21 protein-coding genes are annotated in these 25,705 nt (G+C 65.0%); 10 read left to right on the forward strand and 11 right to left on the reverse strand.

Annotated elements, in window-relative coordinates; genetic code table 11:
• The first annotated feature begins 60 nt into the window (after positions 1 to 60).
• Complete coding sequence (locus ACQPYR_RS20615; protein ID WP_433634585.1) at positions 61 to 1,101, forward strand: fatty acid desaturase family protein; 1,041 nt, start codon at positions 61 to 63, stop codon at positions 1,099 to 1,101.
• Here ACQPYR_RS20615 and ACQPYR_RS20620 read toward each other — a convergent pair.
• Positions 1,098 to 2,234 carry a helix-turn-helix transcriptional regulator gene (locus ACQPYR_RS20620; RefSeq protein ID WP_433634587.1) on the reverse strand — a complete coding sequence of 379 codons (1,137 nt, stop codon included), beginning with the start codon at positions 2,232 to 2,234 and terminating at the stop codon, positions 1,098 to 1,100. The two genes, ACQPYR_RS20615 and ACQPYR_RS20620, sit on opposite strands and share 4 nt — an antisense overlap.
• Before the next feature lie 237 nt (positions 2,235 to 2,471).
• On the opposite strand from ACQPYR_RS20620, the gene ACQPYR_RS20625 reads away from it, so the two are divergent.
• Positions 2,472 to 4,685, forward strand: coding sequence for a glycoside hydrolase domain-containing protein (locus ACQPYR_RS20625; RefSeq protein WP_433634589.1), 2,214 nt, complete (start codon positions 2,472 to 2,474; stop codon positions 4,683 to 4,685).
• A 66-nt stretch (positions 4,686 to 4,751) separates the two neighbouring features.
• On the opposite strand, the gene ACQPYR_RS20630 is transcribed toward ACQPYR_RS20625, so the two are convergent.
• Both ACQPYR_RS20630 and ACQPYR_RS20635 read right to left on the reverse strand, forming a co-directional pair.
• Positions 4,752 to 5,228, reverse strand: coding sequence for a hypothetical protein (locus ACQPYR_RS20630; RefSeq protein WP_433634591.1), 477 nt, complete (start codon positions 5,226 to 5,228; stop codon positions 4,752 to 4,754).
• A gap of 153 nt (positions 5,229 to 5,381) precedes the next feature.
• Positions 5,382 to 5,543, reverse strand: coding sequence for a hypothetical protein (locus ACQPYR_RS20635; protein ID WP_433634593.1), 162 nt, complete (start codon positions 5,541 to 5,543; stop codon positions 5,382 to 5,384).
• Positions 5,544 to 5,632: 89 nt separating this feature from the next.
• Between ACQPYR_RS20635 and ACQPYR_RS20640 the strand changes: the two genes are divergently transcribed.
• The 4 genes from ACQPYR_RS20640 (at position 5,633) to ACQPYR_RS20655 (ending at position 12,570) form a co-directional block, all read left to right on the forward strand.
• A complete protein-coding gene (locus tag ACQPYR_RS20640) occupies positions 5,633 to 9,859 on the forward strand; it encodes a TIR domain-containing protein (protein ID WP_433634595.1) in 4,227 nt (1,408 codons plus the stop codon).
• Positions 9,856 to 10,740: a DUF4231 domain-containing protein gene (locus ACQPYR_RS20645; RefSeq protein ID WP_433634597.1), complete on the forward strand. Its 885-nt coding sequence runs from the start codon at positions 9,856 to 9,858 to the stop codon at positions 10,738 to 10,740. The genes ACQPYR_RS20640 and ACQPYR_RS20645 overlap by 4 nt, the downstream gene beginning before the upstream one ends.
• 436 nt (positions 10,741 to 11,176) lie before the next feature.
• Positions 11,177 to 12,223, forward strand: coding sequence for a M4 family metallopeptidase (locus tag ACQPYR_RS20650; protein WP_433634599.1), 1,047 nt, complete (start codon positions 11,177 to 11,179; stop codon positions 12,221 to 12,223).
• A gap of 29 nt (positions 12,224 to 12,252) precedes the next feature.
• On the forward strand, positions 12,253 to 12,570 hold the full coding sequence (locus ACQPYR_RS20655; RefSeq protein WP_433634601.1) for a protealysin inhibitor emfourin: 318 nt from the start codon (positions 12,253 to 12,255) through the stop codon (positions 12,568 to 12,570).
• A 39-nt stretch (positions 12,571 to 12,609) separates the two neighbouring features.
• On the opposite strand, the gene ACQPYR_RS20660 is transcribed toward ACQPYR_RS20655, so the two are convergent.
• The 3 genes from ACQPYR_RS20660 to ACQPYR_RS20670 all read right to left on the reverse strand — a co-directional run bounded on the left by ACQPYR_RS20660 (position 12,610) and on the right by ACQPYR_RS20670 (position 14,958).
• Positions 12,610 to 13,599 (reverse strand): TIGR03557 family F420-dependent LLM class oxidoreductase, encoded by a 990-nt coding sequence (locus ACQPYR_RS20660; protein ID WP_433634603.1) that lies wholly within the window; start codon positions 13,597 to 13,599, stop codon positions 12,610 to 12,612.
• A gap of 67 nt (positions 13,600 to 13,666) precedes the next feature.
• Complete coding sequence (locus ACQPYR_RS20665; protein ID WP_433634605.1) at positions 13,667 to 14,140, reverse strand: CinA family protein; 474 nt, start codon at positions 14,138 to 14,140, stop codon at positions 13,667 to 13,669.
• A 38-nt stretch (positions 14,141 to 14,178) separates the two neighbouring features.
• Positions 14,179 to 14,958 (reverse strand): enoyl-CoA hydratase-related protein, encoded by a 780-nt coding sequence (locus ACQPYR_RS20670; protein WP_433603096.1) that lies wholly within the window; start codon positions 14,956 to 14,958, stop codon positions 14,179 to 14,181.
• A gap of 324 nt (positions 14,959 to 15,282) precedes the next feature.
• On the opposite strand from ACQPYR_RS20670, the gene ACQPYR_RS20675 reads away from it, so the two are divergent.
• Complete coding sequence (locus ACQPYR_RS20675) at positions 15,283 to 15,540, forward strand: hypothetical protein (protein WP_433634607.1); 258 nt, start codon at positions 15,283 to 15,285, stop codon at positions 15,538 to 15,540.
• A gap of 46 nt (positions 15,541 to 15,586) precedes the next feature.
• On the opposite strand, the gene ACQPYR_RS20680 is transcribed toward ACQPYR_RS20675, so the two are convergent.
• Positions 15,587 to 16,780 carry an Ig-like domain-containing protein gene (locus tag ACQPYR_RS20680; RefSeq protein ID WP_433634609.1) on the reverse strand — a complete coding sequence of 398 codons (1,194 nt, stop codon included), beginning with the start codon at positions 16,778 to 16,780 and terminating at the stop codon, positions 15,587 to 15,589.
• Positions 16,781 to 17,003: 223 nt separating this feature from the next.
• Positions 17,004 to 17,870 carry an SAM-dependent methyltransferase gene (locus tag ACQPYR_RS20685; protein WP_433635200.1) on the reverse strand — a complete coding sequence of 289 codons (867 nt, stop codon included), beginning with the start codon at positions 17,868 to 17,870 and terminating at the stop codon, positions 17,004 to 17,006.
• Positions 17,871 to 18,182: 312 nt separating this feature from the next.
• Here ACQPYR_RS20685 and ACQPYR_RS20690 point away from each other — a divergent pair, with 312 nt between their 5' ends.
• Positions 18,183 to 18,527, forward strand: a complete 345-nt coding sequence (locus ACQPYR_RS20690) for a hypothetical protein (protein ID WP_433634611.1) — start codon at positions 18,183 to 18,185, stop codon at positions 18,525 to 18,527.
• 16 nt (positions 18,528 to 18,543) lie between these two features.
• Here the strand turns inward: ACQPYR_RS20690 and ACQPYR_RS20695 are convergent, their stop codons facing one another.
• Positions 18,544 to 19,221 (reverse strand): phosphodiesterase, encoded by a 678-nt coding sequence (locus tag ACQPYR_RS20695; protein ID WP_433634613.1) that lies wholly within the window; start codon positions 19,219 to 19,221, stop codon positions 18,544 to 18,546.
• 220 nt (positions 19,222 to 19,441) lie between these two features.
• Here ACQPYR_RS20695 and ACQPYR_RS20700 point away from each other — a divergent pair, with 220 nt between their 5' ends.
• Positions 19,442 to 20,722, forward strand: coding sequence for an ATP-binding protein (locus ACQPYR_RS20700; RefSeq protein ID WP_433634615.1), 1,281 nt, complete (start codon positions 19,442 to 19,444; stop codon positions 20,720 to 20,722).
• A gap of 205 nt (positions 20,723 to 20,927) precedes the next feature.
• Here the strand turns inward: ACQPYR_RS20700 and ACQPYR_RS20705 are convergent, their stop codons facing one another.
• Positions 20,928 to 22,157: an NAD(P)/FAD-dependent oxidoreductase gene (locus tag ACQPYR_RS20705; protein ID WP_433635201.1), complete on the reverse strand. Its 1,230-nt coding sequence runs from the start codon at positions 22,155 to 22,157 to the stop codon at positions 20,928 to 20,930.
• A 284-nt stretch (positions 22,158 to 22,441) separates the two neighbouring features.
• On the opposite strand from ACQPYR_RS20705, the gene ACQPYR_RS20710 reads away from it, so the two are divergent.
• Entirely contained in the window at positions 22,442 to 24,736 is a 2,295-nt protein-coding gene (locus tag ACQPYR_RS20710) for a hypothetical protein (RefSeq protein WP_433634617.1), read from the forward strand.
• A gap of 417 nt (positions 24,737 to 25,153) precedes the next feature.
• Here ACQPYR_RS20710 and ACQPYR_RS20715 read toward each other — a convergent pair whose 3' ends face one another.
• The gene (locus ACQPYR_RS20715; RefSeq protein WP_433634619.1) at positions 25,154 to 25,501 is read right to left on the reverse strand and encodes a hypothetical protein; all 348 of its coding nucleotides are present in this window, start codon (positions 25,499 to 25,501) and stop codon (positions 25,154 to 25,156) included.
• Positions 25,502 to 25,705: the final 204 nt, after the last annotated feature.

Consider the following 25,705-nt stretch of genomic DNA (forward strand, 5'->3'; position numbering starts at 1 on the left):
ACACCGGTAGGTTTGCGGATAACCTTCGCAGCCGATGATGTATCGATAGGGGCCCAACGCGTGACATCGACCCAGACCGACCCGCGTGTCGAGCCCGACCGGATAGCGGACCGGGGCAGCGACTACGCCAGGCTGTCTCGCCGAGTGCGACAAGCGGGACTACTGAACCGGCGGCTGCGGTACTACGGCTGGCGGATCGCGGTCACGGTGGCGGCGCTGGCTGCGGGATGGACGGCGTTCGTTCTCATCGGCGACTCGTGGTGGCAGCTGGGCACTGCGGTGTTTCTGGCAGTGATCTTCGCTCAGTTCGCTTTCCTCGGCCACGATGCCGGGCATCAGCAGATCTTTCGCACCCGGCGGGCCAACCAGCTGTTCGGCATGATCTGCGGAAATCTCGGCATCGGGTTGAGCATCGGCTGGTGGGTCGGCAATCACAATCGGCACCACGCGAACCCCAACACCGAGGGCGCCGACCCCGACATCATGGGTGTGCTCGCGCATTCCAGTGTGCGGGCGCGGGCCGGCCGTGGTATCCGGCGGTTGATATTCCGATACCAGGGATGGCTGTTTTTCCCGATGCTGTTCCTGGAGGCGGGCAGCCTGCACACCGCTAGTGTTCGAGCCCTTGTGCGGCGGTCGACGCCGTACTGGGGCCGGGAAGCCGCGCTGCTGGGCGCCCACGTGGCCTGGTATCTGCCCGCGGTGTTCCTCGTGTTGTCTCCGGGCAAGGCAATTGTCTTCATCGCGGTGCAGCAAGGCCTGTTCGGGTTCTACATGGGGTGCACCTTCGCACCCAACCACAAGGGGATGGCGGTACTGCCGACGCCCGGTTCAACCGACTTCCTGCGCCGTCAAGTGCTCACGTCCCGCAATGTCCGTGGCGGGTGGCTGACCGATGCCGCCCTCGGTGGCCTGAACTACCAGATCGAGCACCATCTTTTCCCGTCCATGCCCCGGCCCAACCTGCGCCGGGCCCAACCGATGGTCGCCGCATTCTGCGCTGAAATCGGTGTTCCCTATTGCCAGACCAGCCTTCTGGGCTCATACAGCCAAGCGCTGCGTCACCTGCACACGGTCGGTCGGTCCGCAGGCGCGGCCTAATCCTCGTGGTGTTCGACGAACTGACCGGTTCCGGACAGCACAGCAGTCAGCACCCGAACCAGTTCGGCCTGTCGATGCGTGCCGGTCTTCTCGAAGACGCGTTGCAGATGCGTGCGCACGGTATTCGCCGAAACCGCCAGTTCTTCCGCGATCGACCGCAGGCCCTCGCCGCGTAATGCCGCCGCCGCAACGCGCGCTTCGGCTCCGGTCAACCCGTACAGTTGCCGCAAGGCCTTCGGTCCACCCGGAATTTCGTGATCCGGGTCGACGATGACGACGAGGGCCGCCGACGTGTACTCCTCCGGGCACCCGATCTTCGGATCCAGCGGCAACACGAGCAGCGCGTACGAGCTGCGACCGCTGTCCCGGGGAATGAGGGTGCGCCCGCCGACGTAGGGCCCATGCTTGCGGACTGCCGAGTCGATCATCGCACGCATCCCGACTGCTGTTCGGCTGTCCGATGATTCGAGGTGCCCGCGCCGTCCTATACCGAGACCGTCTCGCGACTCCAGGATCGACAGTGCCGCCGGGTTCGCGTAGCTGATTGCGCCGCAACTGGACACGATCACCAGCCCGTTCCGATGCGCGTCGAGCACGGCGATTGCCAAGCCGTATTCGTTGCGCGCGTCTGTCAAACAGGACTGCACGTTCAGCGCGTTCCGCAGATGCGGGAGCAGTAGGCGCATTGTCGATGTCGCCTGTGATCGGTCGAGGTTGCGGCTGCCATCGGGATACACCCCGATCCAGGATGTGCTTGCGCCACTGGTGAGGAGCGTGAGTATCCCGTTGCCCAGCCGGTGCGGCGCCATCCAGTCGCAGAAGAACGGATGTCGGTGCAGGTACTCCGGCCTCAGCAGCTCCTCGCACGTCGTAATCACACCGGCCGGTTGCTGTTCGAGCGCATTCGCGATCGGATCGATACGCCAGTATCGGGTGTTGTAGCTGTGGCGCAGATCGTCTGCGCCGAGTGAACAGGCGGTCATCCGCCGGCTACCCGATGCCGAGACGACCAAGCCGCCGCGGTGCGCGCCCAGTGCCGTGACGATATCGTGCACCGCCTGCGGCCAGTCAGCCGGATGCAGCGCCGCACGGTTGATTCGCGCGACGATCGCGGAGAACCTCTCGACTGTCATCGGCATATGAAATGACCTGCGACACAAGAGAAACGGCAATCATCCTGGGGTGGATCATAGGTCTTCGGGAGGTGCTTCACACGAGTAGTCCGACACTCGATTCTATTGTCTCGGATGTCGTCGACGGGGATCGCTTTTTCATCGGTTTGGATGACGAACCGCGCCACGACCCCTGCTCTACTCGTTTGGGCAACTGCTTCGCAGCCGGTCGGCTACGACTTCTCGGAGGGGAACGACATGACCAGGTACTGGCCCTTGGCGCGTGGCCGCATCATCACTTCCCGATTCGGTCCCCGCGACGACGGCTTCCACTGGGGTGTGGATCTCGGCTGGCCGGGCGGCAGCGGCGGATTACCCGTCTACGCGGTCCAAGCCGGCACGGTGGTATTCGCGGGTCCGGCCTCCGGGTTCGGCGGACCCGACCCGGCGGGCTGGGTCGTCCTGGACCATCCCGCCGAAGACGGCGGCGGCACGACCGTGTACGGACACGTGATTCGCGAAGTCGCGGTCGGTGACCGGGTCGAATCCGGGCAGCGGATCGCCCGTATCAACCCCGACTCCGCATTCAACGGCGGCGTCGCTCCGCACCTGCACCTCGAGTGGCATCGGCATGTCTGGGTGCCACCCGGATCGGACCGGCTCGACCCGCTCCCGCTGCTGGCCGACGCCGCAGATCCGCCACCCTCGACCAATGGAGTTCCTCGCATGTCCACCGCAGTTGATTTCGCCGCGCGTTTCATCGACCCCGACGCCATCAAGGCAGCCGGACACAGTGCCGTCCTGGTTTACGTGTCGCCGAGCAGACCCGGATCCAGTTTCGGCGCCAAGCCGGTGACCAGGGAATATGCCGACAGTGTGCAAGCAGCCGGGCTCGACATCGTTTCGATTTGGCAGTACGGAAAGCCCGGTAATCCGCAGGCGCCTTCGGACTGGACCACCGGCTACGAAGGCGGGCATCGGATGGGCCTTCAGGCCAGGGAAATCCATACCGCCGTCGGCGGGCACGACCGGTGTCCGATCTTCTTCGCAGTGGACGAGGACATTTCGCTGGACCAATGGAACGACGAGGCGGTCAACTTTTTCCGTGGCGTCAACGACGCGATCGGGCGGGAGTGGACCGGAGTCTACGGTTCGTCCAAGGTATGCGCCTGGGCCGTCCAGGACGGTGTACTCGGCCGAACTTCCGAAGGCCGGTTCTGGGCCTGGCAGACGCGCGCGTGGTCCGGCAATCGGCTCGACACACCCGAGGCCGTCCTCTATCAGCGCGTCATCGATACCGCGTCCAATCCCGGCCCCGTCATCGACGGTAGCTCGGTCGACGTCAACGACATCTTGGCCACCGACTTCGGGCAGTGGTCCATCCAACGCACTCAGGCACAAGGAGAACACGCCGTGAACGCCCCCGTATTCACCGAACTAGACAGAATGGGAAACTCCCGGTCGGAGCGCTGGGGGGCTCGCATCACGAACTTCTTGCTGCATACCCAGGAAGGCAACGGCACGGCCGAATCGCTGGCGGCGTATCTCAACAACGCGGCCAACGGCGCCTCGTATCACTACACGCTGCGCAATGGAATCGTCTGCGATGTCGTCGATACGAACTACGCCTCGTGGTCGGTCCTGGATGCCAACGCGCAGACGATCAATCTCTGCTTCGCGGGCAGCCGGGCGGCATGGTCGAGGGACGAATGGCTGGCCATCGACGAAGACCTGCGGATAGCCGCCTGGCTGGCTGTTCAGGACGCGAAGAAGTACGGCTTCGCCACCGATGTAATAGCTCCGCCGTATACGCGACGCGACGGCATCTCCGACCACAAATATGTGACGGAGTGCCTGGGGATCGGCACCCATACCGATGTCGGCCCAAACTTCCCGTGGGACGTCTTCGAAAGCCACGTCCGAGAGTTCTCCGGTGCCGCGCCGGCCGGAGAAATCGATGCGAAGGCGGCGGCTTCACCATGGCTTGGCCCGCGGCTCGGCACCAACGGCGAAACGAAGACAGCGGACGGCATCGGTCGATTCTCTCAATACAAGAATGGATACATCTACTGGCATCCCTCCACGGGAGCACATCCGATCCCGTCGTCATTATTCGACAAGTTTGCCGAAACCGGTTGGGAAGCAGGGCCTTTGGGGTATCCGATCACCGACAACACAGTGCTGCGCGATCCGAAGGACGTGGAATGGGGCGAGGTGGAGGGTTTCCAGAACGGGGCGCTCTACCACCGCAACGGCCGACCGGTGTACTGGGTGCACGGCGAAATCCGTGACCGATGGAATCGGAGCGGATTCGAAAACGGGCCCCTCGGCTGGCCGACATCCGACGAAATCCCCTTCGACACCGGGAGCTACCAGGAATTCGAAAACGGCCGGATCTATTGGACACCGAAACAGACCCTCGCTCTGCGGTCGGTCAACGGAAATGAAGAGCCGTTGCCCGATGGCCCCTGAGACGTCCGGATTCCATCCATCGACCGGACCGGTCATCGCCGAAAGCGATGACCGGTCCGGCCGGGCTCAAAGGGCCGTGAACTTACCGAACCCCGAGGAAATGGTGATGGCGAGGCCGCCTGCGGTGGCGAGTGCGACGATCTGGCCTGCCCCGGTGAACACCGGCACCGGCGCGGGGGCGCAGGCGCAGGGCTGCCGCGCCGTTTCCCGATCCGCCACGTCGACCACACCGACTGCTCCGGTCGTCAGGTTCGACCACTGGATCCGGGCGTGGGAGTCGAGCATGGCGCTACCGCCGAAGGGGCCGGGATTGGCGACACCGAAGCTGGTGACTCCTGGTTGGTCGCCGACGGTTGCCGTCAAGTAGATGCTGAATTGCGTTGGAATACCCCATGATTGGGAAATTTTCACGAGCGGGAGCTGGAACGTGCTCGTCTCCGCGGCGCTGGCGACGGTGTGCTGCCCCAGCACCAGCGCACTCACCATTGCACCGATGAAACCCAGTTCGGCACTTATGCCGGTAGCCCGGCCGTTGTTCGTCACTAGCTCTCCTCACAGTCGATTCCGGCCTGCATCGATGTCTGAGACGCGAGGACATGATCGCATGGCATCACCTCGCCCGGAGTCTGGGATGACCGTGACCGGCGGGTCGACAGAACTGTTTCCCATCGCACGGCAGTTGCCGCACTGACCGCATCACTGCGAGTGGCGCCCCAGCCGGATGACCACATCGAGCAGCAAGACTGCCGCGGCCACCGCGAGCATCACCGCCACGCCCGAATGGCCGTCGGCGCGGCCGTACTCGATCGCGAGCCCGACGATCAGCACTGCGGCCGTGAATATCAGGCTCCGCTTCACGGATGCCAGTGTGACGGACTACGGCGGTATCGAGTAGGGCGGTACTCGCGTGCGGCGGTTTGTTCGAGCGCAGGATTTTCGTATGACGCTTGCGGTATACGACGCGCGCTTCCATCGGGGTCCATACACGGTGGTTTAGGGCGATGTCCAAGGTCTTTCTGAGTCACTCCAGCCGGGACGATCGTGCAGCGATCGCACTCGAGGCATGGTTGACCGAGGCCGATCCCGGCCTCGTCGGCGAGATATTTCTCGATCTGGACCGGCAGACCGGAATTCCGGTGGGCGTGCGGTGGAAAGACGCGCTGCGCCGCGCGAGCGATCGGTGCGAAGCGGTTATCTGTCTGGTCTCCGATAATTGGGACGCATCGCACGAATGCAAGGTCGAATACCGCCACGCCGAGGATCTGAACAAGCCGATCTTTGCGGCTCGGTTGCAGCCTTTGACCGGCCGAGATATCACCAGCGAATGGCAACGCTGCGACCTGTTCGGTGACGGTCCGCAAACGGAGATCGCCGTGGACGCTGAGTCGCCGCCGGTGCAATTCCGCACCGATGGCCTCTTGCGACTCCGGGACGGCTTGCGTGCGGCCGGAATCGGGGCAGACACCTTTGCCTGGCCGCCGGCCGACGAACCAGACCGCGCACCATATCGTGGCTGGCAGCCGCTGGAACAGGTAGACGCCGCAGTCTATTTCGGGCGCGACACACAGATCGGCCGCGCACTGAATGCGATACGGGGAATGCGTAATTCCGGTGATGGTCGAATGTTCGTCATACTCGGGCCTTCGGGCGTCGGTAAATCGTCGTTCCTGCGGGCAGGGCTGCTGCCGCGCCTGCATCGCGATGACCGGCATTTCCTGCCGATGGGCATCGTCCGACCACAACGAAACGCGCTCACCGGCGGTGGCGGATTCGCCCACTCGATTCACGACCTACGCGACAGCGTGGGGCTGCATACGCCGAGTCTCGGTGCGATCAAGGACGAAATTCGTGATGTCACACGGGTCCGCGCGTGGCTGACCGAGGCCCAGCAGGCCGCCAAGGATCGCATTATCGATCCGACCGACGACGCACCACCCACGCTCATACTGCCGATCGACCAGACCGAGGAACTGTTCGGCGTCGACGCCAGTGCGCAGGCGGGCGCCTTCCTCGATGTGCTGGCCGACCTGCTCGGCGCGGACAATGCTGCGCCGATGATCGCGATCGCGACAATTCGCTCCGACCGGTACGAGCCACTGCAGACCGCGCCGCAGTTGGCCGCCCTGGAGGTTCGCCCGTTCGACGATCTGAAACCCATGCCGCAGGCGCAGTTCAAAGAGGTGATCTGTGGGCCCGCTCGACGCGCGCGGGAAGACGGGAGCAAACTGTCGTTCGCGCCCGACTTGGTCGACCGATTGCTGGACGACTGGTCGCGCGGCGCGGATACGCTGCCACTGCTTTCGCTTACTCTGGCCCGGCTCTATCAGGACTACGGCGACGCAGAGATCACGCTCGCGGAGTACGACGCGATGGGAGGGTTGCGCCGCGTCGTGCAGTGCGAGATCGACGAGCTGCTCGCCGTGGATTCCCAAGTCAGGCAACGGCAATCGGCGGTGCTGCGGACGGCGTTCGTACCGTGGTTGGCGACGATCAATCCGGATAACGACCAGCCGATGCGACGCGCGGCGCGCTGGTTCGACCTGCCGTCGGACAGCCACCCCCTGCTGGAGGCGTTCATCGCCAGGCGCCTGCTGGTCCGCGATGAACGCGACGGCGAGATCGTCGTCGAGGTCGCGTTGGAAAGCCTACTGCGCCAATGGGATACGCTTGCCGTGTGGTTGCGCGAGCAGGCCACCGACCTGAAGGGCGCCGACGAGTTGGAACGGGCGGCGCATGCCTGGGAGACCAACGCGCTCAGCGACGAATGGCTGCTCACCGGCACACGACTCAATGGTGCCGAATCCCTCGCCGCCGAACCGGGTTTCCGGGAACGGCTCAACCCGACGCGAGCGTTCCTGCTCGCCTCGCGGCGGCGCGAGGATGAGCGCACCGAAGCCGACCTGCGGGCGGCGCGGGAGCGTCAGGAATCCGCGGAAGCGTTGGTGGCGGCGGAAACTCAGGCCAAGGAGAAGGCGCAGGAGTACGCCCGGGTGCTGCGGCGGCGGTCGCGAATCCTGCGGATGGCGTTGGCTATCGCGGTTGTCGCGGCGTTGGCTGCAGGGTTTTTGTTCCTCAAAGCGTCGAGAGCGGAGCAGGAGGCGTCCGAGCGCAGCAGGGATGCGACCGCGTCTGCGCTGAACGCGAATTCGCAACTGATGCTGTCCGGTTCGTATCCGGGCGTCAACGACGACGTACTCGCCATGCAGAGTGTGCTGGCCGCGCGCAGTTTCGCGAACCGCCGCGACGGCGATTTCTCGTTGCTCAATGCCGTGAATCAGTTACGCAACCTGCGCAAGATCATCCCCTCCGGCGGCGGCGACCCCCGCAGCCTCGCGTTCAGCCCCGATGGCACGCGAATCGTGTCCAGTCATGGTTCCAGCATCCAGCTGTGGGACGTCGAGACCTGGAAGCCCACGGGGGAGTCCATGACCGGGCACAAGCTCGAGGTATCGCAGGTCGCGTTCAGTCCGGACGGCAAACGGATCGTGACTGCCAGCTTCGACAAAACATTGCGACTGTGGGATGCCGAGTCCCGCCAACCGATCGGCGAACCGATACGCGGACACGAAGCACAGGTCACCAGCGTCGCATTCAGCCGTGATGGCCGCCGAATCGTATCGGGCAGCTCGGATAAGACACTGCGAGTGTGGGATGCCGAGTCCCACCAGCAGATCGGTGAGCCAATGCGCGGACACGAGAAAGAGGTGACGAGCGTCGCGGTCGGCGCCGATGACATAGTCGCGTCAGCAAGCCTCGATGGCACGGTTCGGCTGTGGGATCCCGGATCCCGCCAGCAAATCGGGGAACTGATGCGCGTACCCGGACAGCAGGTCTTCAGTGTCGCATTCAGCGAGGATGGCACCCGAATCGCAGCGGGTGCCGACGAGAGCACGATTCGATTGTGGGATGCCCGTACCAGCCAGCAGATCGGCGAGCCGCTACGCGGCCACACCGCCAGCATCGAGCGAGTGGTGTTCAGCCGCGACGGCACCCGGCTCGCCTCGGCAAGCGACGACAAGACGGTGCGACTCTGGGATGTCGCGACCGGACAGCCGGTCGGCGAACCGTTGGCGGGACACGAATTCGCGGTCAGCGCGCTCGCCTTCTACCCCGACGGGCAGCGTCTCGTTTCCAGCAGTTTCGACGAAACGCTGCGCGAATGGGATGCCAGTGGCGGACAGGTCTTCCGCGGGCACGACGGAGGAGTTTACGGCGCAGCATTCACCCCGGACGGTACTCGGATCGTGTCCAGCGGTGTCGACGCGACGATCCGGCGGTGGGATGCCCGTACCGGTACAGGCACGGCTCCGGTGATTCCCCTCGACGGTGTGCCCGCCTGGGACTTCAGCTCCGACGGCACGCAGATCGTCACAGCTACCACGACCACGCTGCGACACTGGGACTCGGCCAGCGGCGCTCCGGTGGGGCAATCGATCGCCATGCCGCCGAATACCAGGTACGTGGCACTCGACGTCGCCGACCGAAAGCTCGCGACGGAAAACGGTACCGAGATCCAGATACGCGACATCGACACGATGCAGCCGATCGGTGTTCCCTTTCGAGACCCATTGTTGTTGACGTTCAAGTTCGGCCCCGACGGTCGACAATTCGCCACCGGCGGCCGGGACTGGAGTGTTCGCCTCTGGGACACGAACTCGGGCCAACAGATCGGCAAAGTCCTGACGGGCCAACAGTTGGTCATCGACATCGAATTCAGTCGCGACGGCCATACTCTCGCCGTCGCATACCAGGACAAGACCGTACGGCTGTGGAATTCGCAGACCGGAGATCCGATCGGCAAGCCTATGCGGACCGACGGCTGGGTATACAGCCTCGCGTTCAGCCCTGATGGCCGAACCATCGTCACCGGTGGCGGGGACGGGACCGTGCGTTTGTGGGATGTACGGGAGAACCGCCAGATCGGTTCCGCCCTCGTGGGCCATACCCAAGCGATAACGGATGTGGATTTCAGCCGTGACGGCAAAAATGTCGTGTCGACGAGCTACGACGGAACCATCCGCGTTTGGCCCATCCCGACCGCATCAGAAGAAATCTTGTGCGACAAGATGATCTACAACATGAGCCGGGAAACCTGGAAGTCCTGGGTCTCCCCGAACATCGACTACGTCAAGTTGTGCCCGAATCTGCCGATCGCCGGTGAGGAGGGCAAATGACAGTCGCTTCCGACGACGAGCTGGTGAATACGCTGTGGGAGAAGCGGATTCGCTGGTCTCATGCGGCCACCCGGATGAAACTGCGGATCGACCGGCTCCGGCTGACGGTGCTGTACCTGAGCTGTTGGGGCGCGATCGCGGCCGCATTGACGGCCACGGTGCTACGGCAGTCCGGGCTGCCCTCGCGCATCGTCGCGGCCACCGGTGCGGCGGCGCTGGCAGGTGCCACCTTCGTTGGAGCCCAATTCCTGACCTCCGAAACGGTCCGGCGGTGGACTCGCGCCCGGGCGGTATCGGAGGGAATGCGGCAGCAGATCTTAAGGTTTCGCGCGATCCCGGGCACAGTCGCGCAGCTTCGGGCCGAAGTCGAAGAGCTCGAACAGGCCGCCGAGGATCTCCTGTGCTTCCTCGACGAGGCGCCGACCGCAGGACCCGCACCCGGGCCACTGACAGCAGAGCAGTATGCGAGCAAACGCGTGGAAGGCCAGATCACCAACTACTACCGTCCGTCCGCGCTACGGTATTGCGCGCGAGCACAATTCCTGCGCCGGGTCGCCCTCGCGCTGGGCCTTGTCGCCACGATCGCGGCATCGGTCAATACCGCGGTAAGTGCCGACGCCGCCACCCGAATCGCACCATGGATCGCCGTCCTGACCACACTCAGCGGTTCGCTGGTCGCCTTCCTCGCAAGCAAGCGATACGACTTCTTGGTCGTCAGCTATCTCGCGACCGCAAACCGCCTGCAGCGACTGCTCGACCATTGGCGAACGGCGGGATCTCCGACCGATCCACCGCGATGGTCGCAATTCGTCGACGACTGTGAGAACGCCATCGCCATCGAAAACGAAAGCTGGCTGGCAAAGTGGGCTGACGCCCGCTGACCGTTCGATCGTGGCTCACCCATTGTCGTCAGCATTGGAGTCCGGACCGACACCGACGCTGCATATGAGCCAAATGACAAGCCCGATCACGGTTATTCTGTCGGGCGCTACCCGACCCGGTTCGTCGCTTCGACAGCAAATAAGGAGTAGTTGCTTACCCGTGCCCGGGACTATGCGCTGCCGGAGAATTTAATGCGCAGGTCGATGCTGGTCGAGGTGGTAAGGCACAAGCCACTCATCTGTTCCGCTGAACCGTGCGGCAACGACATAAATCGACAGCGCCACAAGCGTTTTCGACGGATATCGACACCCGAATAACGTAGTGCCGCCAAACGGTCCTCGCGAACCTCGACTCCGAGCGAGCCATTGCCGCGCTCCAACCGGCCCGGCCCGCATCCATAATCAGCCACCGCTCAGCACCCGAACGGAGCAGAAAATGCGATATCCAGCAGCGTGCATACTCCCACCCGACCTACTGCAGTCGGTCGCACGTGAACTCCCGCCGAAACAGCGAGCAGAACTGCTTGCATCCATGGATCTGGACAACAGCATCCGAATGCTGCGGGCCGAAGCCGTCGGCCGACAGGGACCACAACCGCAACAAGCGGTCGGCGCGGTATCGAACGGGGTACCGCAGCGATCGATCTTCGACCAGCGCCATTCCACTGCGACGGTGCCGGGCACTCTTGTTCGAGCCGAAGGTCAGCCGCCGGTTGCCGACCCGTCGATCAACGCCGCCTATGACAACTTCGGCGAAACCTATGATTTCTACTGGAACGTCTTCCAACGCGACTCCATCGACGACCAGGGCATGCCGATCGCCGCGATGGTCCATTTCGGTACGAAGTACGACAACGCGTTCTGGGATGGACAGGGACACATGTTCTTCGGTGACGGAGGTAGCCAGGTATTCACCGACACCACCCGCAGCCTCGACGTGGTCGCGCACGAGTTGACCCATGGCGTCACCCAGTTCGAGGCGAATCTCACCTATTCCAACCAGTCCGGCGCACTGAACGAATCCATCTCCGACGTGTTCGGATCATTGGTGAAGCAGTACCACCTGGCCCAAACCGCCGATCAAGCCGACTGGTTGATCGGCGCGGACATCGTGGGACCGCTGTTGTCACCTGCGTTGCGATCGCTGAAGGCCCCCGGCACAGCCAACCCTCACGACAACCAACCCGCCGATATGTCCAAATACGTACAGACCACCAGGGACAACGGCGGCGTCCACATCAATTCGGGCATCCCGAACCACGCCTTTTATGTGCTAGCCACCACGCTGGGCGGGGAAGCGTGGAAGACGCCGGGAACAATTTGGTACGACGCGCTCGTCGACCCTGGGCTCAAGCCCAACGCCACTTTCAGCAACTTCGCCGCATTGACGTTGAAACAGGCCCGCTACCGTTTCGGAACGGTCAGCAACGAAGCACACGCGGTGGAATCTGCATGGGATGCTGTGAAAGTTCCGCTGCGTTGAACCGCACGGCCACGAATACCATCGTGTCTATGGCCACATCCGACGTACATCTCGAATTCCGGCGAAGCGGCGGCCTCGCCGGAATAGAGATGACAACCTCGGTCGACGCGCGCGACCTGCCCGCCGAGCAGGCACCGGTCATCACAGACCTGCTCAACGACACATTGCTCGAGCAGGACACGCCGACACATCGTTCGCCGATACCGGATCAGTTCGACTACGAACTCACCGTCACCGACGGCCATCGGACCAGCACCTATCACTGGACTGATACGCAGATCCCCGACGCAGCACAGCCGCTGATCGCCGAACTCGCCGAACGCTCCGAACCGGATCCGGCTGCCTGAAGCAGACCGCTCGAGAAGAAGGCAACCCGTGTGGATGGCCTAACCGGTGTCGGCCGCACGCAGTTTCGCCAGTAGCGGTTCGGCGGCCTCGGCGAGGAACCGGTCCTGCTGTTCGTCGCCGATCTCGACGACAGCGACGTCGGTGAAGCCGGCATCCTGGTAGGGCCGCACCGCCGCCACGATGGCGTCGAGATCGGGGCCGCACTGGATCGTCTCGGCGACATCTTGCGGACGCACGAACTGCGTCGCGGCCGCGAAACTCGCCGGTGTCGGCAGGTTCGAGTTGACATCCCAGCCGCCCGCCGACCACCGGAACTGTTCATGGGCGCGCTGAATTGCTTTGTCGCGGTTGGTATCCCAGCTGATCGGCAGTTGCCCGGTGACGCGGGACGGCGCCGCGGCGGAGGCGTTCGCGCGGATGCGATGCCATGACCGAACGAGTTCGGCGTCGGGACTGGTGCTGACCATTTCGTCGGCCAGCGGGGCCAATCGCTGCACCGATCGTGGTCCGGATACCGCGACCGCGATCGGTACCGGCTGATCCGGCAGGTCCCAGACCTTTGCGGCGTCGACTCGATACCACCGGCCGAGTCGGCTGACCGTCCCGCCCGCGTGCAGGTCACCAATGATGCCGATGGCCTCCGCGAGTCGCTCCAGCCGTTCCTCGAGCCCGGGCCAGCCCGCACCGATGACGTGCTCGTTCAGGCTCTCGCCGCTTCCGAGCCCGAGAGTGAACCGTCCTTCTGCCAGGATCTGCAACGTCGCCGCCTGCTGCGCCACAATCGCCGGGTGGTAGCGCATGGTCGGGCACGTCACGTAGGTCATCAACGGGATGCGCCGTGTCGCCTGTGCGACGGCCCCGAGAGTGGTCCAGGCGTTCGGTGCGTGTCCCTGCTCCTCGAGCCACGGCGCGTAGTGGTCGCTGCTGACCAGGAAGTCGAATCCTGCCCTCTCGGCGGCGACCGCATAGCGGACGAGTTCGCGCGGGCCGCTCTGCTCGGTCATCAGTGTGTATCCGAATCGGGTCACTGTCGCTCCTTCGCTCGGCGGTGGATATCGGAGGGCTACCCGTCTGCCGCGTAGATATCGGTAGCGGTCAGCTCGGGGTTTCGCCTATCGCCTCGCACACCATGTCGAGCGCGACTTCAACCGTTTGCCCCAGCACGTCTTCGGGGTCGCCATCGAAGAGCTCATGCCGAGCCCGGGTCCCATCCTCGGCGTGGACTGCCAGCCAGACCGATCCAGCCGGTTCACCGTCCTGGGGATCGGGGCCGCCCACTCCGGTCACCGCCACAGCCACGTCCGCGCCGAGCAATCTCCGCACGCCGACCGCCATGGCTCGGGCCGCGGTCTCCGACACCACAGGAACCTCGGGAACGCCCAGCACCTGCCGTTTGACATCCGCACTGTAGGCAACCACCGCACCCCGCAACCACTGTGCCGAGTCCGGGGCAGCACCCAACGCCGACGACAACTGCCCGCAGGTCAACGACTCCGCGACCGCCACTGTCCGTCCCGACCGCAGGGCGGCTGCGGCGACTCGGCTCGCACACTCGTCGATTCTGGACATCGAACCAACCCTATCGACTCCGGCAGCCCCTCCCGCGGCTAATCGCGCCAGACGGGCGGGCGCTTGGCCAGGAAGGCCGCCATCCCTTCGCGGGCGCCGGGAAGTTGGGCGGCGGCGGCCATGACTTCCAGCGCGAGGGCATAGGCATCTGCTTCGGGGCGGTCGAGTTGGCTGTAGAGAGTGCGTTTGCCGAGCGCCTTGCTGGCCCGGCTGCCCCGGGTGGCGCGGGCGAGCAACTCTTCGACGGCGGTGTCCAGTTCGGCGTCTGGCACCGCGCGGTTGATCAAGCCCCATTGTTCGGCGGTGCGGGCATCGATCGGGTCGCCGGTGAGAGCCAGTTCCATCAGGCGTTTACGGCCGACGGCGCGCGCCACCGGCACCGCGGGGGTATGGCAGAACCAGCCGCCCTTGCCGCCGGGGAGCGCGAACCCGGCCGATTCGGCGGCGACGGCCAGATCGCATGAGGCCACCAGCTGGCAGCCGGCGGCCGTGGCCAGACCGTGCACCCGGGCGATCACCACCTGCGGCACCGACTCGATGGTCGACATGAGCTCGGTGCACAGTGTGAGCAGTTCGCGCACGCCGAGCAGGTCGCGTCCGGCCACGTCGGCGAAATCATGTCCCGCGGAGAACACCGGACCGTGCGCTCCGAGCACTATCCCGGTGGCGTCGGTCTCACCGGCGGCCCGGAAGCAGGCGAGCAGTTCGGCCAGATGCTCGCCGGACAGCGCATTGCGTCGCTCGGGCCGGTTCATGGTGATGCGCACCGTGTCGCCATCCCGCGCGACCAGCAAATGCTGATACTCCAAGGCGGTCATAACTCCACCGTAGATCCTGATTTCTGCTGAGCAGCGTGTTGCAGCAAGTTGTCTCGTTCTGATCTATAGCCTCGTTCACGATTGTGACGGTGTCGGACCGGATGATGTGGACCGCCATCGAGCAGTTCGTGGCCGCATTCGATCCGACCCGGCCATCGGTAACCCGTGAGTCCACCCTCTTCCTGATGGTCCCACCGAGGCCGGGACCATCGGTGCCGATCGGCCCACGAGAGTGGGACCAGTGGCCCTGTCCCCGCCACGATCGAAGCAAATACTGTCAGCCGACAAAGTCATCCACGAACGAGCCGGTACGAAAGGTACGAGATGACATCGGTGAGATCGGATAGAGCCACACACGACGTCGTTGTCGCCGATGCGATCGAGCACCTCCGACACGACTTTCCCGCTGTCGCCGCCGACGTTCTGCACGCCGCGGCTGCCCGCGCACGACACGATCTCTGCGATGCGCCGGCCAGTTGGTTGCCCGAACTCGCCGAGCGGTTGGCGTGGTGGCGGCTCGAATCGGCTTCGGGTGGGTTCCACCGATGGAGTCCGGTCCAACCCGCGGCAACGGCCCTGTAAAGGTCACGACAGGTCCGCGGGGGACAGCCCCCCTTTCTCGTTCGTGTCAAGTGTGGGCGCTGCCGAGAAGCCAGTCGGACCAGGGCATGCTCCAGTCGCCGTTCTGCCAGATGTCGAGGGGGTCGCCGCCGGTGTTGCGGACCTCGACTACGTCGCCGGGGATGACGAAGTCGTAGAACCATGCGGCGTCGTTAGGGGAGATGTTGAGGCAGCCGTGTGAGACGTTGGTGTTGCCTTGGGCCCACATGGTTGCGGCCAATTCGTGCACGAAGATTCCGTCGTGGCTGATGCGCACCGCATGGTTGATGCTGGTGCGGTAGCCGCCGGAGCCGGCGGGTAGGCCGTAACTGGCGGAATCCATGATCACCGGGTCATTTCGGTCCAGCACGGTGTAGATGCCCGGGCGGGTCCAGAACGACATGGCTCTACCACCGACAACGGTGGTGCCGCCCTTGCCCATCGATGTGGGCATGGTGCGCACCAGGTTTCCGTTGTCGAAGACCTCGATCTGTTTGGTGTCATCGTCGGCGATCGCGACGTGCGCGGGCCCGATGATCACCGAAGCCCGTTGGTTGCGCAGGCCGTAGCGGCCCTCGCCGAGCGCGACGCCGAACAGTTCGGCCGCGATCGTGATCCTGGTTCCCGGTGCGTGATAGTGCTCCGGCCGCCAGTGTGCGTTCTGATCGTCGAGCCAGTACCAGGCGCCGGCGACGGCCGGCTCTGTGGTGACCTTCAGGTGACGTTCCACGGCTGCCCGATCGACGGGTTCGTCGAAATGGGCGACGAGCACGAAACCTACTCCGTAGGTGTCGTTTTCGGCCAGATCGACGAGATTGGCGGAGCGCAGAGACACGTCGACGAGCTGTTGCGGTCGCACCGTGGCGCAGGTTGTCGTCGCGGTGATGTCGCCGGATTCGCCGTGAGCCATGGCTTTCACCGTGTAGGTGTGTCCGTAGCCGAGTGGCTCGGCACTGGTCCAGGTTCGAAGATCGGGTGCCGATGCGCCCGGCAGTGATCTGCCTGTTTCATCGATCCATTCGACCGACCGCAGCGTTCCGTCCGTGACGGTGATCGTGCCGAGGCTGCGCGCATCGACATCGTTGGTGCCAGGTGGGGGATCGAATCCGATTGTGGCGGCTTTGGGTGGCGGCGCGGGTTCGCGCACCCACCCGCATCCGGCCAGGGCGAGGCCACCCGCACCGCCGAAACCGATCAGCAACCGACGACGTCCCAATGCCACCGTGCATCTCCCTTCTCCGGGGTGCTGGGCCGACCTCTGTCCGTCAGCATGCGGCAGTTACGCGCCGGCCGTGACACTGACGACCAGGATCTCCACCGATCCGTCGCTCAACCGATACCGTTCCTCGATCGGATCCGGGTTCTCGTGACTCGGTCGCCTGCGGTCTGTGAAACCCGGACGGGTCACGGTCCGGTGGCGCGCAACGGTCAGCAGAAAGGCCAGCTCAGGGCCGTACGGCGGTGACCAGGCTGATCGATGACCGGTCGGCGGCGGGTGTGCGGCCGATGCCGCGGATGTAGTCGGTGAGGTAGACACGCTCGCCGGTCCAACCGCGGTCGGTGAACCACTCGGTGACCTCACCGCGGGGCTCGTTGTAGATCAACCGCACCCAGTCCGAGCCCGCGTCGTCGTGCTCGGCCATCTCGGCGACGACCTCCGCGGGCAGCGGATCCATCTGCTCGATCGCGACCCGGCTGCCGGGCGCGCTGAGCGAGACGATGGCGTCGAACAGCTGATCCTGCGCGGCCGACGACAGATAGATCAGCAGACCCTCCACCAGCCACGCAGTCGGCAGGGCAGGATCGAAGCCGCTGTCGCACAACGCTTTCGGCCAATCTTCACGCAGGTCCACCGGCACCTCGTGGCGCTCGGCGATCGGTTCTCGACCAGCGTGCTCGAGAGTTTCGCGCTTGAACTCCAGTACCTGCGGCCGGTCCAGCTCGTAGACGACCGTGCCGTCGGGCCACGGCAGCCGGTACGCGCGGGCGTCGAGGCCGGCCGCGAGGATGACCACCTGCCGGATGCCCGCGGCCGCGGCCGCGTGTGCGTAGTCGTCGAAGTATCGGGTGCGGGCGACCTGGTGCTGCCGGAACTGAATGCCGAACTCAGGGGTCAGCAACGGATGGGCAGGCACTCGACCGTCGAGCAGCTCGGCCCACTCGCCGCCCGCGGCCCGCACGAAAAGCTCGGCGAACGGGTCTTCCACCAGCGCGTCGGCCGCGCGGCCGCCAAGCGCGCGAGCCGCCGCGACGAACAACGCCGTAGATCCCACGCTGGTATTGATGTCCCAGGAGTCTCCATCGGTGCGCATGCTCGCCAACGTAGCGATCATGGCGAGCTCGGTCATTCCAGCGCACCGTTACAGCGGAAATCCTCCATGAATCGACTACCGCAGCAGGATTAACTCCATCAGAGACTGACGGTGGGGTGAAATCCTCCGGCGGAGGGGTTCGAGAGTCCGGCTCGGAGATCGCGATCGAAGCAAACGAAGCACGCGCGGCACTGAAGCCGATGTTCGACTCGGCAGAGCCTGCGGCCGACAGCTCGGCTTTGTGTCCGGTCCGGCACTCGTCGCATTCGCCAAAGTGCTGGAAACCGAGATGGCGGAGACGATAACTGTCGGATGCCGATCGAAATCACCGTGGTATCGAAATCGGGCGCCTGCATGGGCAAAGCCGGTCAACGAGCCGCAATACGGCGGTTCCGGCGGCGGGTCATGAAGACCGCACGAACTGGAAAGGCAAGGGCCCAAAGCGAATTGGAGCAGCTCGGGGAGAAGGTCACGCTGACAGCCGTCCAGATCGAGAAGATGATCGATTCACTCGGCGGCATCGGTGCTGTGCTCGACGCCGATGCTACAGCCGCACTATATGAAGTTCACCGAGCTCACCTGTTTGGCGCCGGCGAGATCGACAGGCTGCTGCGCGGGGGCGGGCGGATGATGTGGTCGCGGATCTCGACGAGGTGATCACCACTGACGCCGATCAATCCGCCTCGCCACGCCCCTGGCGGCTACCCGCGTAGGCGAACTCGCGCAGTTGCCGCACTGCCTTCGGGACCATCTCTACCTCGGCGGGGTGGTTGAGCATCGGGTCGAAGTAGTCGGTCCGATGTTCGGCACCCTGAGCCGAGCGCAGGGTGATCCCGGCGAGTTTGCGGGTCGGGCCGGTGATGGGGCTGCCGACCAGGTCGAAGTGCACTTCGTGTGCGAGCAGGTAATCCTCGAGTGCATCGATGGACGCCGTTTTCGGTTGCGCCGCATCGGGTTCGGCGAACACCCAGGTCGGCATCGAATCGCCGAAGCGGTACGGCATGAGACCGCCGTACCTGGCGCGCGACCAGCCGGTCGCGACGGTGAACACGAACCGGCCGAGGGTGCTGCGGCCCGTGGTCGCGAGCGCGAAGTCCCACGGGTTGTCGTCGCGGTCGAGCACGCGGAACGCGAAGCCGAGCACGTCCGGCACCGGTCCGGGCAGGCCGGTGCCCTTGGACAGGCGAGCGATGACGGCTCGTTCACCGCTGCCGAACAGGTGCTCGAATTCGTATTCGGCGTGCAACCGGCCCGACAGGTACACCCCGTTGGGATGGAAGACCCGCGCGTGCCGGAGCCGGGCGCCGGCCGCGAATGCGCTTCGCACGACGGTGGCAGGTACATCAACCATGGCGACTCCTCCGGGGTAGACGACGTGTCGTCTCCCGGTTGCCCCGAGCATGGCCGGATAAACGGCAGGTAACCCTGTGACCAGAGGCCCGTCCGGAAATCGGGGCCCTGCGTTCGGTGCCCGGCGGAGTTCGGAGAATGGCTTACTCACCGGTGCTGCCGGTGTTTACTGAGAGGAGCGCTTCGGTTCACCCACCCTTCGATCCTGGTTGGAAGTGTGTATGCCGGTATGGCGACTGCGCGAATTTCGTGACGCTGATCTGGATCAGGCGATTCAGATCTGGGAGCAGAGCCGTATGACGACCGCGGATGAGCCGGTGGTCGCGTTGGCGGAGGTGTTGGCGTCGGCGCGGGCGGGTCAGCCGACGGTGGTGGCCGAGGTGGGCGATGAGCTCGTCGGCATGGCGGTCGCGCAGATCCAGGGCGAGCGTGCGTGGGTTCTGCTGGTGGCGCTGGGGGCGCATTGGCGGCGGCGTGGTATCGGTAGTGCGTTGCTGACCGAACTGGAGCGGCGGCTGCGCGCGGACGGCGTGCGGCGGATCTGCGCGCTCGTTCCCGAGGGCGCCACCGGGTCGGTCGCGTTCGAGAATTCCGGATACGCACGCAGGACCGGTCTCGTCTACTACGAACTGGTCGAGCCACTGGCGCCCGCGCAGGCTAGTTTGCTGTCCGAACTGGGCGGGCGGCTGCTGCCACCCGGGTTGTGGCAGTCGATGGCGGGGATGGATCGGGAGAAAGAGATCATCGAACGGCGGATCGTGTTGCCGTTGTCGAACCCGGATGTCGCCGAGCGCTATCGGGTTCGGCCGCCCAAGAGCGTGATTTTGTTCGGGCCACCGGGCACCGGTAAGACCAGCTTTGCGAAAGCGGTCGCCTCACGGCTCGGGTGGCCGTTCATCGAGTTGTTCCCGTCTCGACTGGCCGCGACGGCGAGCGGCGGGCTCGCGGCGTCACTGCGTGAGGTGTTCGCGGATTTGGGTGAACTCGACGAACTGCTGTTGTTCATCGATGAGGTGGAGGAGATCGCCGGTGTGCGTGAGGGGACCGCGACCAGTCCGGCGCATGGTGTGACGAACGAACTGCTCAAGCTGATTCCGGTTTTCCGGGAGGACTACAGCCGATTGCTGATCTGCGCCACCAACTCGGTCCGATCGCTGGATTCGGCGTTCCTGAGGCCCGGCCGCTTCGACTACGTGATACCGGTCGGGCCGCCCGATGAGCCCGCGCGCAAAGCGATCTGGGAGCGCTACCTCGGCCCTGCAGCCGAATCCATCGACGTCGACCACCTGGTGCGCGCCACAGCTCATTTCACCCCTGCGGACATCGAGTACGCCGCTCGTGCCGGGGCCCAGTCGGCGTTCGAACGCGCGATGCGTGAAGAAACGAGCGAACCCGCCGACGTCGAGGACTACCTGGTCGCCGTCGCCAACACTCGCCTGACACTGACACCGGAGATTCTGACGGCGTTCGAGCAGGACCAGGCGAACTACACCCGGCTGTGAGATCCAGCCCCGACATTCGCTTCACTAACGATCCATCCCGAAATGATGGTTCAGGTTACAGCCGAATCAGGCCTGGAACCGATCGCGGCGGAGGCCGCCACCGAACTCCGGGCCGCCGTAGATGTCTTGGGCGACCGCTGCGGAGCAAACCGGTTTGCCTTCAACTCATTTCGGAGATCCCCGTCGCCACCGAGATCGTTGGTAGTCAATGGGTGGACTCGGGTCCGCGCTCGGGCGCGGCCTGCAGTTCGGGCGCGGCGGCGGCCAGCAATGCGTCGCGGTCGCGGCTCAACGGAGGATAGATGCGCCGGGTGTTGATGGCACGCTTGGTGTCTTTAGCCTCCTCGCCGGACGCGACCACGTGGCGATCCCAGCCCTCGGTGTACACCGCGCCTGCCGGTCCCAGATCGAGAACCGTTACATACCACGGGATCCGCAACGGCTTCACGGGCTTGCCCAGAAGATCGCCGATGACGTTGTATCCGGCCCATCGGCCCATCGGGCGGCTGTGCTGGCAGGACATCACCGACATATGCTCGTCGTCCATTCTCGCCGCGGCGACGTCACCGGCGGCGAATACCCCGGGCACACCGCGGACCCGCAGATAATCGTCGACGGGGAGTCGACCCAGCCGGTCACGGTCGACCCCGAAGTCCGCGGTCAGCGGGTTGGCCCGCATGCCGGCACACCAGACGACGGTGGCGGCGGGCACCACTTCACCCGAGGACAGCGTCAGCCCGCGCTCATCGATGGCGACGACCCCGACACCCAACTTGGTCTCGATCCCGCTGTAGGCCAGCGCCGCCTCGATGACCGGTCGCGCGGATGCACCCATGTCCGAGCCGACTAGCGGGTTGCGGTCGATCAGGATGACCCGCGGTGCGACAGCACGCGTCGCAAAGGCGGCGGCGAGCATCGCGGGCAGCCCAGTCGCCTCTTCGATTCCCGTCAAACCTGCCCCGACGACGACTACTGTCGCGGCCGCCGGGTCAGCGGGGCCCTCGGCAAGCCGGCACAGGTGGGCTTGCAGTCTGGTCGCCGCGTCATGGGTGTCGATGTCGAAACCGAACTCCCGCAGGCCAGGGATATCGGGCTTGACCACCTGGCTGCCCACCGCGAGCACGAGCCGGTCGTAGCGGTGAGCGCCCGCGGTGGATTCCACGACCCGCGCCGACGCGTCGATCGCCGTCACTTCGCCGAGGATATGCTCGATTCCGACCGGATCGAGCAGATCGCTCAGTGGGATGCGGGACGTGCTCAGATCGGTCTCATAGTCGCGCACGCGGATGTCGTGGTACGGCGTGGAACTGATCATCGTGATATCGACGGTTCCGACCGCCACACCGAGTTCGTCGAGCCGCCGGGCTGCCGCGAGCGCCGCCCACAGACCCGCGAACCCGGACCCGAGAACCACGACACGCGAAGGATCGGTCACCGCAGCGCGCTGCACATCGTGATTCTAATAGTCGGACAGCCGCACTCTCGCGGCATCGACCCGGCAACAACTCGAAACCGGCTGAATGCCGAACCCGTGGGACCAGCCAGGTCGGCATCGCGCCGTCATCGAAAAGCGAAGGTAGAGAACACAATCCTCGGATGACCGGGCCGACCGTTGCGTCAACCGCGTGAGCAACCAAATCCTGGCGAGAGGTTGACGCACGACATCTACTTGTGCGTGTCGTGTTGACCGACGCGCGCCCGGTTCTGAGGATGGGCGGCGTGACCTGGATCGGGAGCGCCGTGCGGGCGCGGGGTGGGTGGCTGTGGATGGTGTTGGTCGTACTGGCCGGTGTGGTAGTCCCGGTGACGCTGGTGCCCGGTACGGGAGGCGCGAACGACGGCGCGGATGCGGAGTGGTCGGCCACTTCGGATACGTTCGCGCCGAACGATTTTCGAGCCGCCCCATATCTGGGCAATGGGCGGATCGGCACGATGCTACCTCCCAGCGGCGGCGGGTATCACGATTACGGTGACACGGCACGTACCGCGTTTCCGTTGCAGCAGCCTCGGTATACCGGCACGTATCTGGCGGGTTTCTATGCCCAAGGGGGTCCCTCGCCGCAGTACACGCAGGTGATCGCGGCGTTACCGGCCTGGTCAGGGCTCACCGTCGGGGTCGCCGGTCAGCAATATCGAGCCGATGTGGATCCGGCGGACGTACACGACTACAGGCAGACGCTGGATTACCGGACCGCCACGGCGACAACGCAAGTCACCTGGGCCCCGGACCCCGAGCATCGGGTACGGCTGCGTTACGACACCTTCGTGTCCCGCTCGCGACCCGATCTGGCGGTGCAGCGGTTGACGGTGGCCCCGGACTTCTCGGGAGATCTCGATGTCACCGATCTGATCGACACCGCTGCCACGCGGCGGGCGTACCCGGTGACCGCCTTCGCCGATCCGGCCCGCAAGCAGAGTGTCGCAGGGGTGCGCGCGGACGGCTCGCCGGACACCGCGTTCGTGGTTTCGGCCGTCGATACACCACCGCACACCGCGGCTGCAGCGCTGCCCGCCACCAGCGGGATCCGCTACACCACGCCGGTGACCGAGGGGGGCAGTTACACCTTCACCAAGTATGTGGGGATCTCGTCGACCAACTACGGTCCCGATCCGCAGGCCGCTGCCACAACCGCGGCCGAGTCCGGCCGTGCTGAGGGTTACAACACCGCACATGGCGCGCATGCTGCCGCGTGGGACCAGTTGTGGCAGAAGGGGGTCGAGATCGCCGGGCGCGACGACTACACCCGGTGGATTCACGCGGCCATGTATTCGGTGCTGGCCAGCGTCCGTGCAGGCGACCGGTGGGCCGTGCAGCCCGCGGGACTGTCTTCCGACGACTACGGCGGCATAACGTTCTGGGATGCCGACACCTGGATCTTCCCGACACTGCTGGCGCTGTACCCGGACCTGGCGCGCACGATAGTCGACTTCCGTAGCCAGGCCCTGCCTGCGGCGCGGGCCAACGCGCGCGGTTACGGGCTCCCGGGTGCGTTGTATCCGTGGAACGACGGCCCTGCCCAGCGGTGCGCCTCACCGTGGGTGTGCGGGCTCACGGAAGAACACCTGCACAACGAAATCGCGCTGGCTCAGTGGCAGTACTACACCGCCACCGGCGATCGGGAATGGCTGCACGGCAGTGGTGCCCCGGTGATCACCGCGATCGCCGATTATCTCACCGCCCGAGTAGGCCCGAAAATGCCCGACGGCAAATACCATTACGTGCCCGCGGCCGGCGCCGACGAGTACGTCTCCGTCACTATCGACAATGCTCTCACCAACGGCGGCGTGATGAACACGATGCGCATCGCTGCCCAGGCCGCCGGGTCGGCGGGGCTGCCGGTCGACCCACGCTGGGCCGACATCGCTGCCAACATGGCCATGCCACCCGACCTCGCTCCCGGCGTCCCCGCCGAATACCTCGGGTATGCGGGCGCACCGATCAAGCAGGCGGATACCGTCCTGCTCAGCTACCCGTTCTCCTACGCCACACCTGGGTACTCGCCGGTCGACACCCTGCACTACTACTTCGAGCGGACCGACCCCGACGGCCCGAACATGAGTAATGCCGTCGGCGCGATCCTCAGCGCCGAATACGACCCCTGCCGTACCCAGTACTACCTGGACCAATCGGTGCAGCCATACGTACGCGGTCCCTACAACTTCCAGTCCGAGGCCCGCGGTGACCGTTCCGGCGCCAACGTACTCGGCCAGGCGGCCTGGATCTTCGTTACCGGCGCGGCGGGTTTCCTGCAGGGACTGCTTTACGCCACGACCGGTCTGCGCTGGACCGATACGAATCCGCGACTGAATCCCGTGCTGCCCAACGGATTCCCACACGGCATAACCATCCGTGGGCTCTCGGTGGGCGCCGGCACCGTCACCGTCCGCATCACCCCGGACACCACGACGCTCACCCTCACCTCCGGCGACCCGATAACCGTCGACACCCCCGCAGGCTTGAAAACCGTCACCTCGACACGACCACTGCGAATACCCACCCGATCAGCCTGCTGACCGTTGAGATGCCAGTGACCCGGGCCGACCAGGGGGCACGATCCACTGCGCCGCCATCGGTCGCATGCTGGCCCGCGACGAAGGGCAACCCGGGTTCTCGGACTAGCTCAGATGCACCAGACGACACTGCCGAGGGGGAAACACCACGTAGCCGATCCGAACGATCCGTCGACCGGAGCGACGGAGGACGCCGGAGGCGCCGGGGCAATCGAATCGGCAGTGGCTGCCGGTGCCGCGAGGACGAGCAGGGGCGCGGCAATAATGGTCGCGGCTAGAGTTTTCACGATCTTGCTGGACATTTTGCTTCCTTACAACGAACTTTATGAGTCCGCGTAGTGGGGCCGCGCTGCCGAGCTACCGGACTGGGGCTGCTGCGAATGCGTTACGTGCCGAACCGACTGTGCGACACGTAATTCGTTACTTGGTGAAGTTCATGATGCGTCCCGATTGGAACGCGCATTCGGGCCGGCCGACAGCTGTAGCAGCGACCGGACCGGACAGGACGTCATTCGGTACTGCGGAATGCGTCAACAACAGCTTACCGCTGGCTACCAGCACCGTGTCCTCGATGTCGTGGTGATGGTGGATGCTGTCGCAGAGCAGCAGCAGGTATTCGGTGACGGCTGCGGCCCGGGTAGGTGGGCAGGCGGTGTGCCCGACCGCGATGTCGGCGGTGAGGCTGGGCAGGCGGGCGGTGTCGGCGAGCATGGCGCGATGAGCCAGGCGCATACCCAGCAGGTCGGGCACAGTGGTGCGTATCGGCATCCTGGAGACAGTGCGCGGAGTGGCTTGCACCCTGGACGCCAGCAGGGCTGCGATATCGGATTCCTCCGAATCGAGAGCCTGCCGCAGCTCAGTAGTCGACTGGGCCACTGCGGAACCAGGACGATCAAATCCTTTGAATGCGCATCGAGCGATACAGGCTTCGAGGAAGCTGGAGACGTAGGTGTCGGCATACTCGCGCGGAGA

It is taken from the genome of Nocardia sp. CA-120079 (genome assembly GCF_050955745.1).
In the GTDB taxonomy this organism is placed as follows: domain Bacteria; phylum Actinomycetota; class Actinomycetes; order Mycobacteriales; family Mycobacteriaceae; genus Nocardia.

Excerpts from the sequence above, each read along its gene's own strand:
- ACQPYR_RS20620 (WP_433634587.1), bottom strand. The coding sequence starts at position 2,234 with ATGACAGTCGAGAGGTTCTCCGCGATCGTCGCGCGAATCAACCGTGCG.
- ACQPYR_RS20625 (WP_433634589.1), top strand. The coding sequence starts at position 2,472 with ATGACCAGGTACTGGCCCTTGGCGCGTGGCCGCATCATCACTTCCCGA.
- ACQPYR_RS20645 (WP_433634597.1), top strand. The coding sequence starts at position 9,856 with ATGACAGTCGCTTCCGACGACGAGCTGGTGAATACGCTGTGGGAGAAG.
- ACQPYR_RS20650 (WP_433634599.1), top strand. The coding sequence starts at position 11,177 with ATGCGATATCCAGCAGCGTGCATACTCCCACCCGACCTACTGCAGTCG.
- ACQPYR_RS20655 (WP_433634601.1), top strand. The coding sequence starts at position 12,253 with ATGGCCACATCCGACGTACATCTCGAATTCCGGCGAAGCGGCGGCCTC.
- ACQPYR_RS20665 (WP_433634605.1), bottom strand. The coding sequence starts at position 14,140 with ATGTCCAGAATCGACGAGTGTGCGAGCCGAGTCGCCGCAGCCGCCCTG.
- ACQPYR_RS20670 (WP_433603096.1), bottom strand. The coding sequence starts at position 14,958 with ATGACCGCCTTGGAGTATCAGCATTTGCTGGTCGCGCGGGATGGCGAC.
- ACQPYR_RS20675 (WP_433634607.1), top strand. The coding sequence starts at position 15,283 with ATGACATCGGTGAGATCGGATAGAGCCACACACGACGTCGTTGTCGCC.
- ACQPYR_RS20685 (WP_433635200.1), bottom strand. The coding sequence starts at position 17,870 with ATGCGCACCGATGGAGACTCCTGGGACATCAATACCAGCGTGGGATCT.
- ACQPYR_RS20690 (WP_433634611.1), top strand. The coding sequence starts at position 18,183 with ATGCCGATCGAAATCACCGTGGTATCGAAATCGGGCGCCTGCATGGGC.
- ACQPYR_RS20695 (WP_433634613.1), bottom strand. The coding sequence starts at position 19,221 with ATGGTTGATGTACCTGCCACCGTCGTGCGAAGCGCATTCGCGGCCGGC.
- ACQPYR_RS20700 (WP_433634615.1), top strand. The coding sequence starts at position 19,442 with ATGCCGGTATGGCGACTGCGCGAATTTCGTGACGCTGATCTGGATCAG.
- ACQPYR_RS20715 (WP_433634619.1), bottom strand. The coding sequence starts at position 25,501 with ATGCCGATACGCACCACTGTGCCCGACCTGCTGGGTATGCGCCTGGCT.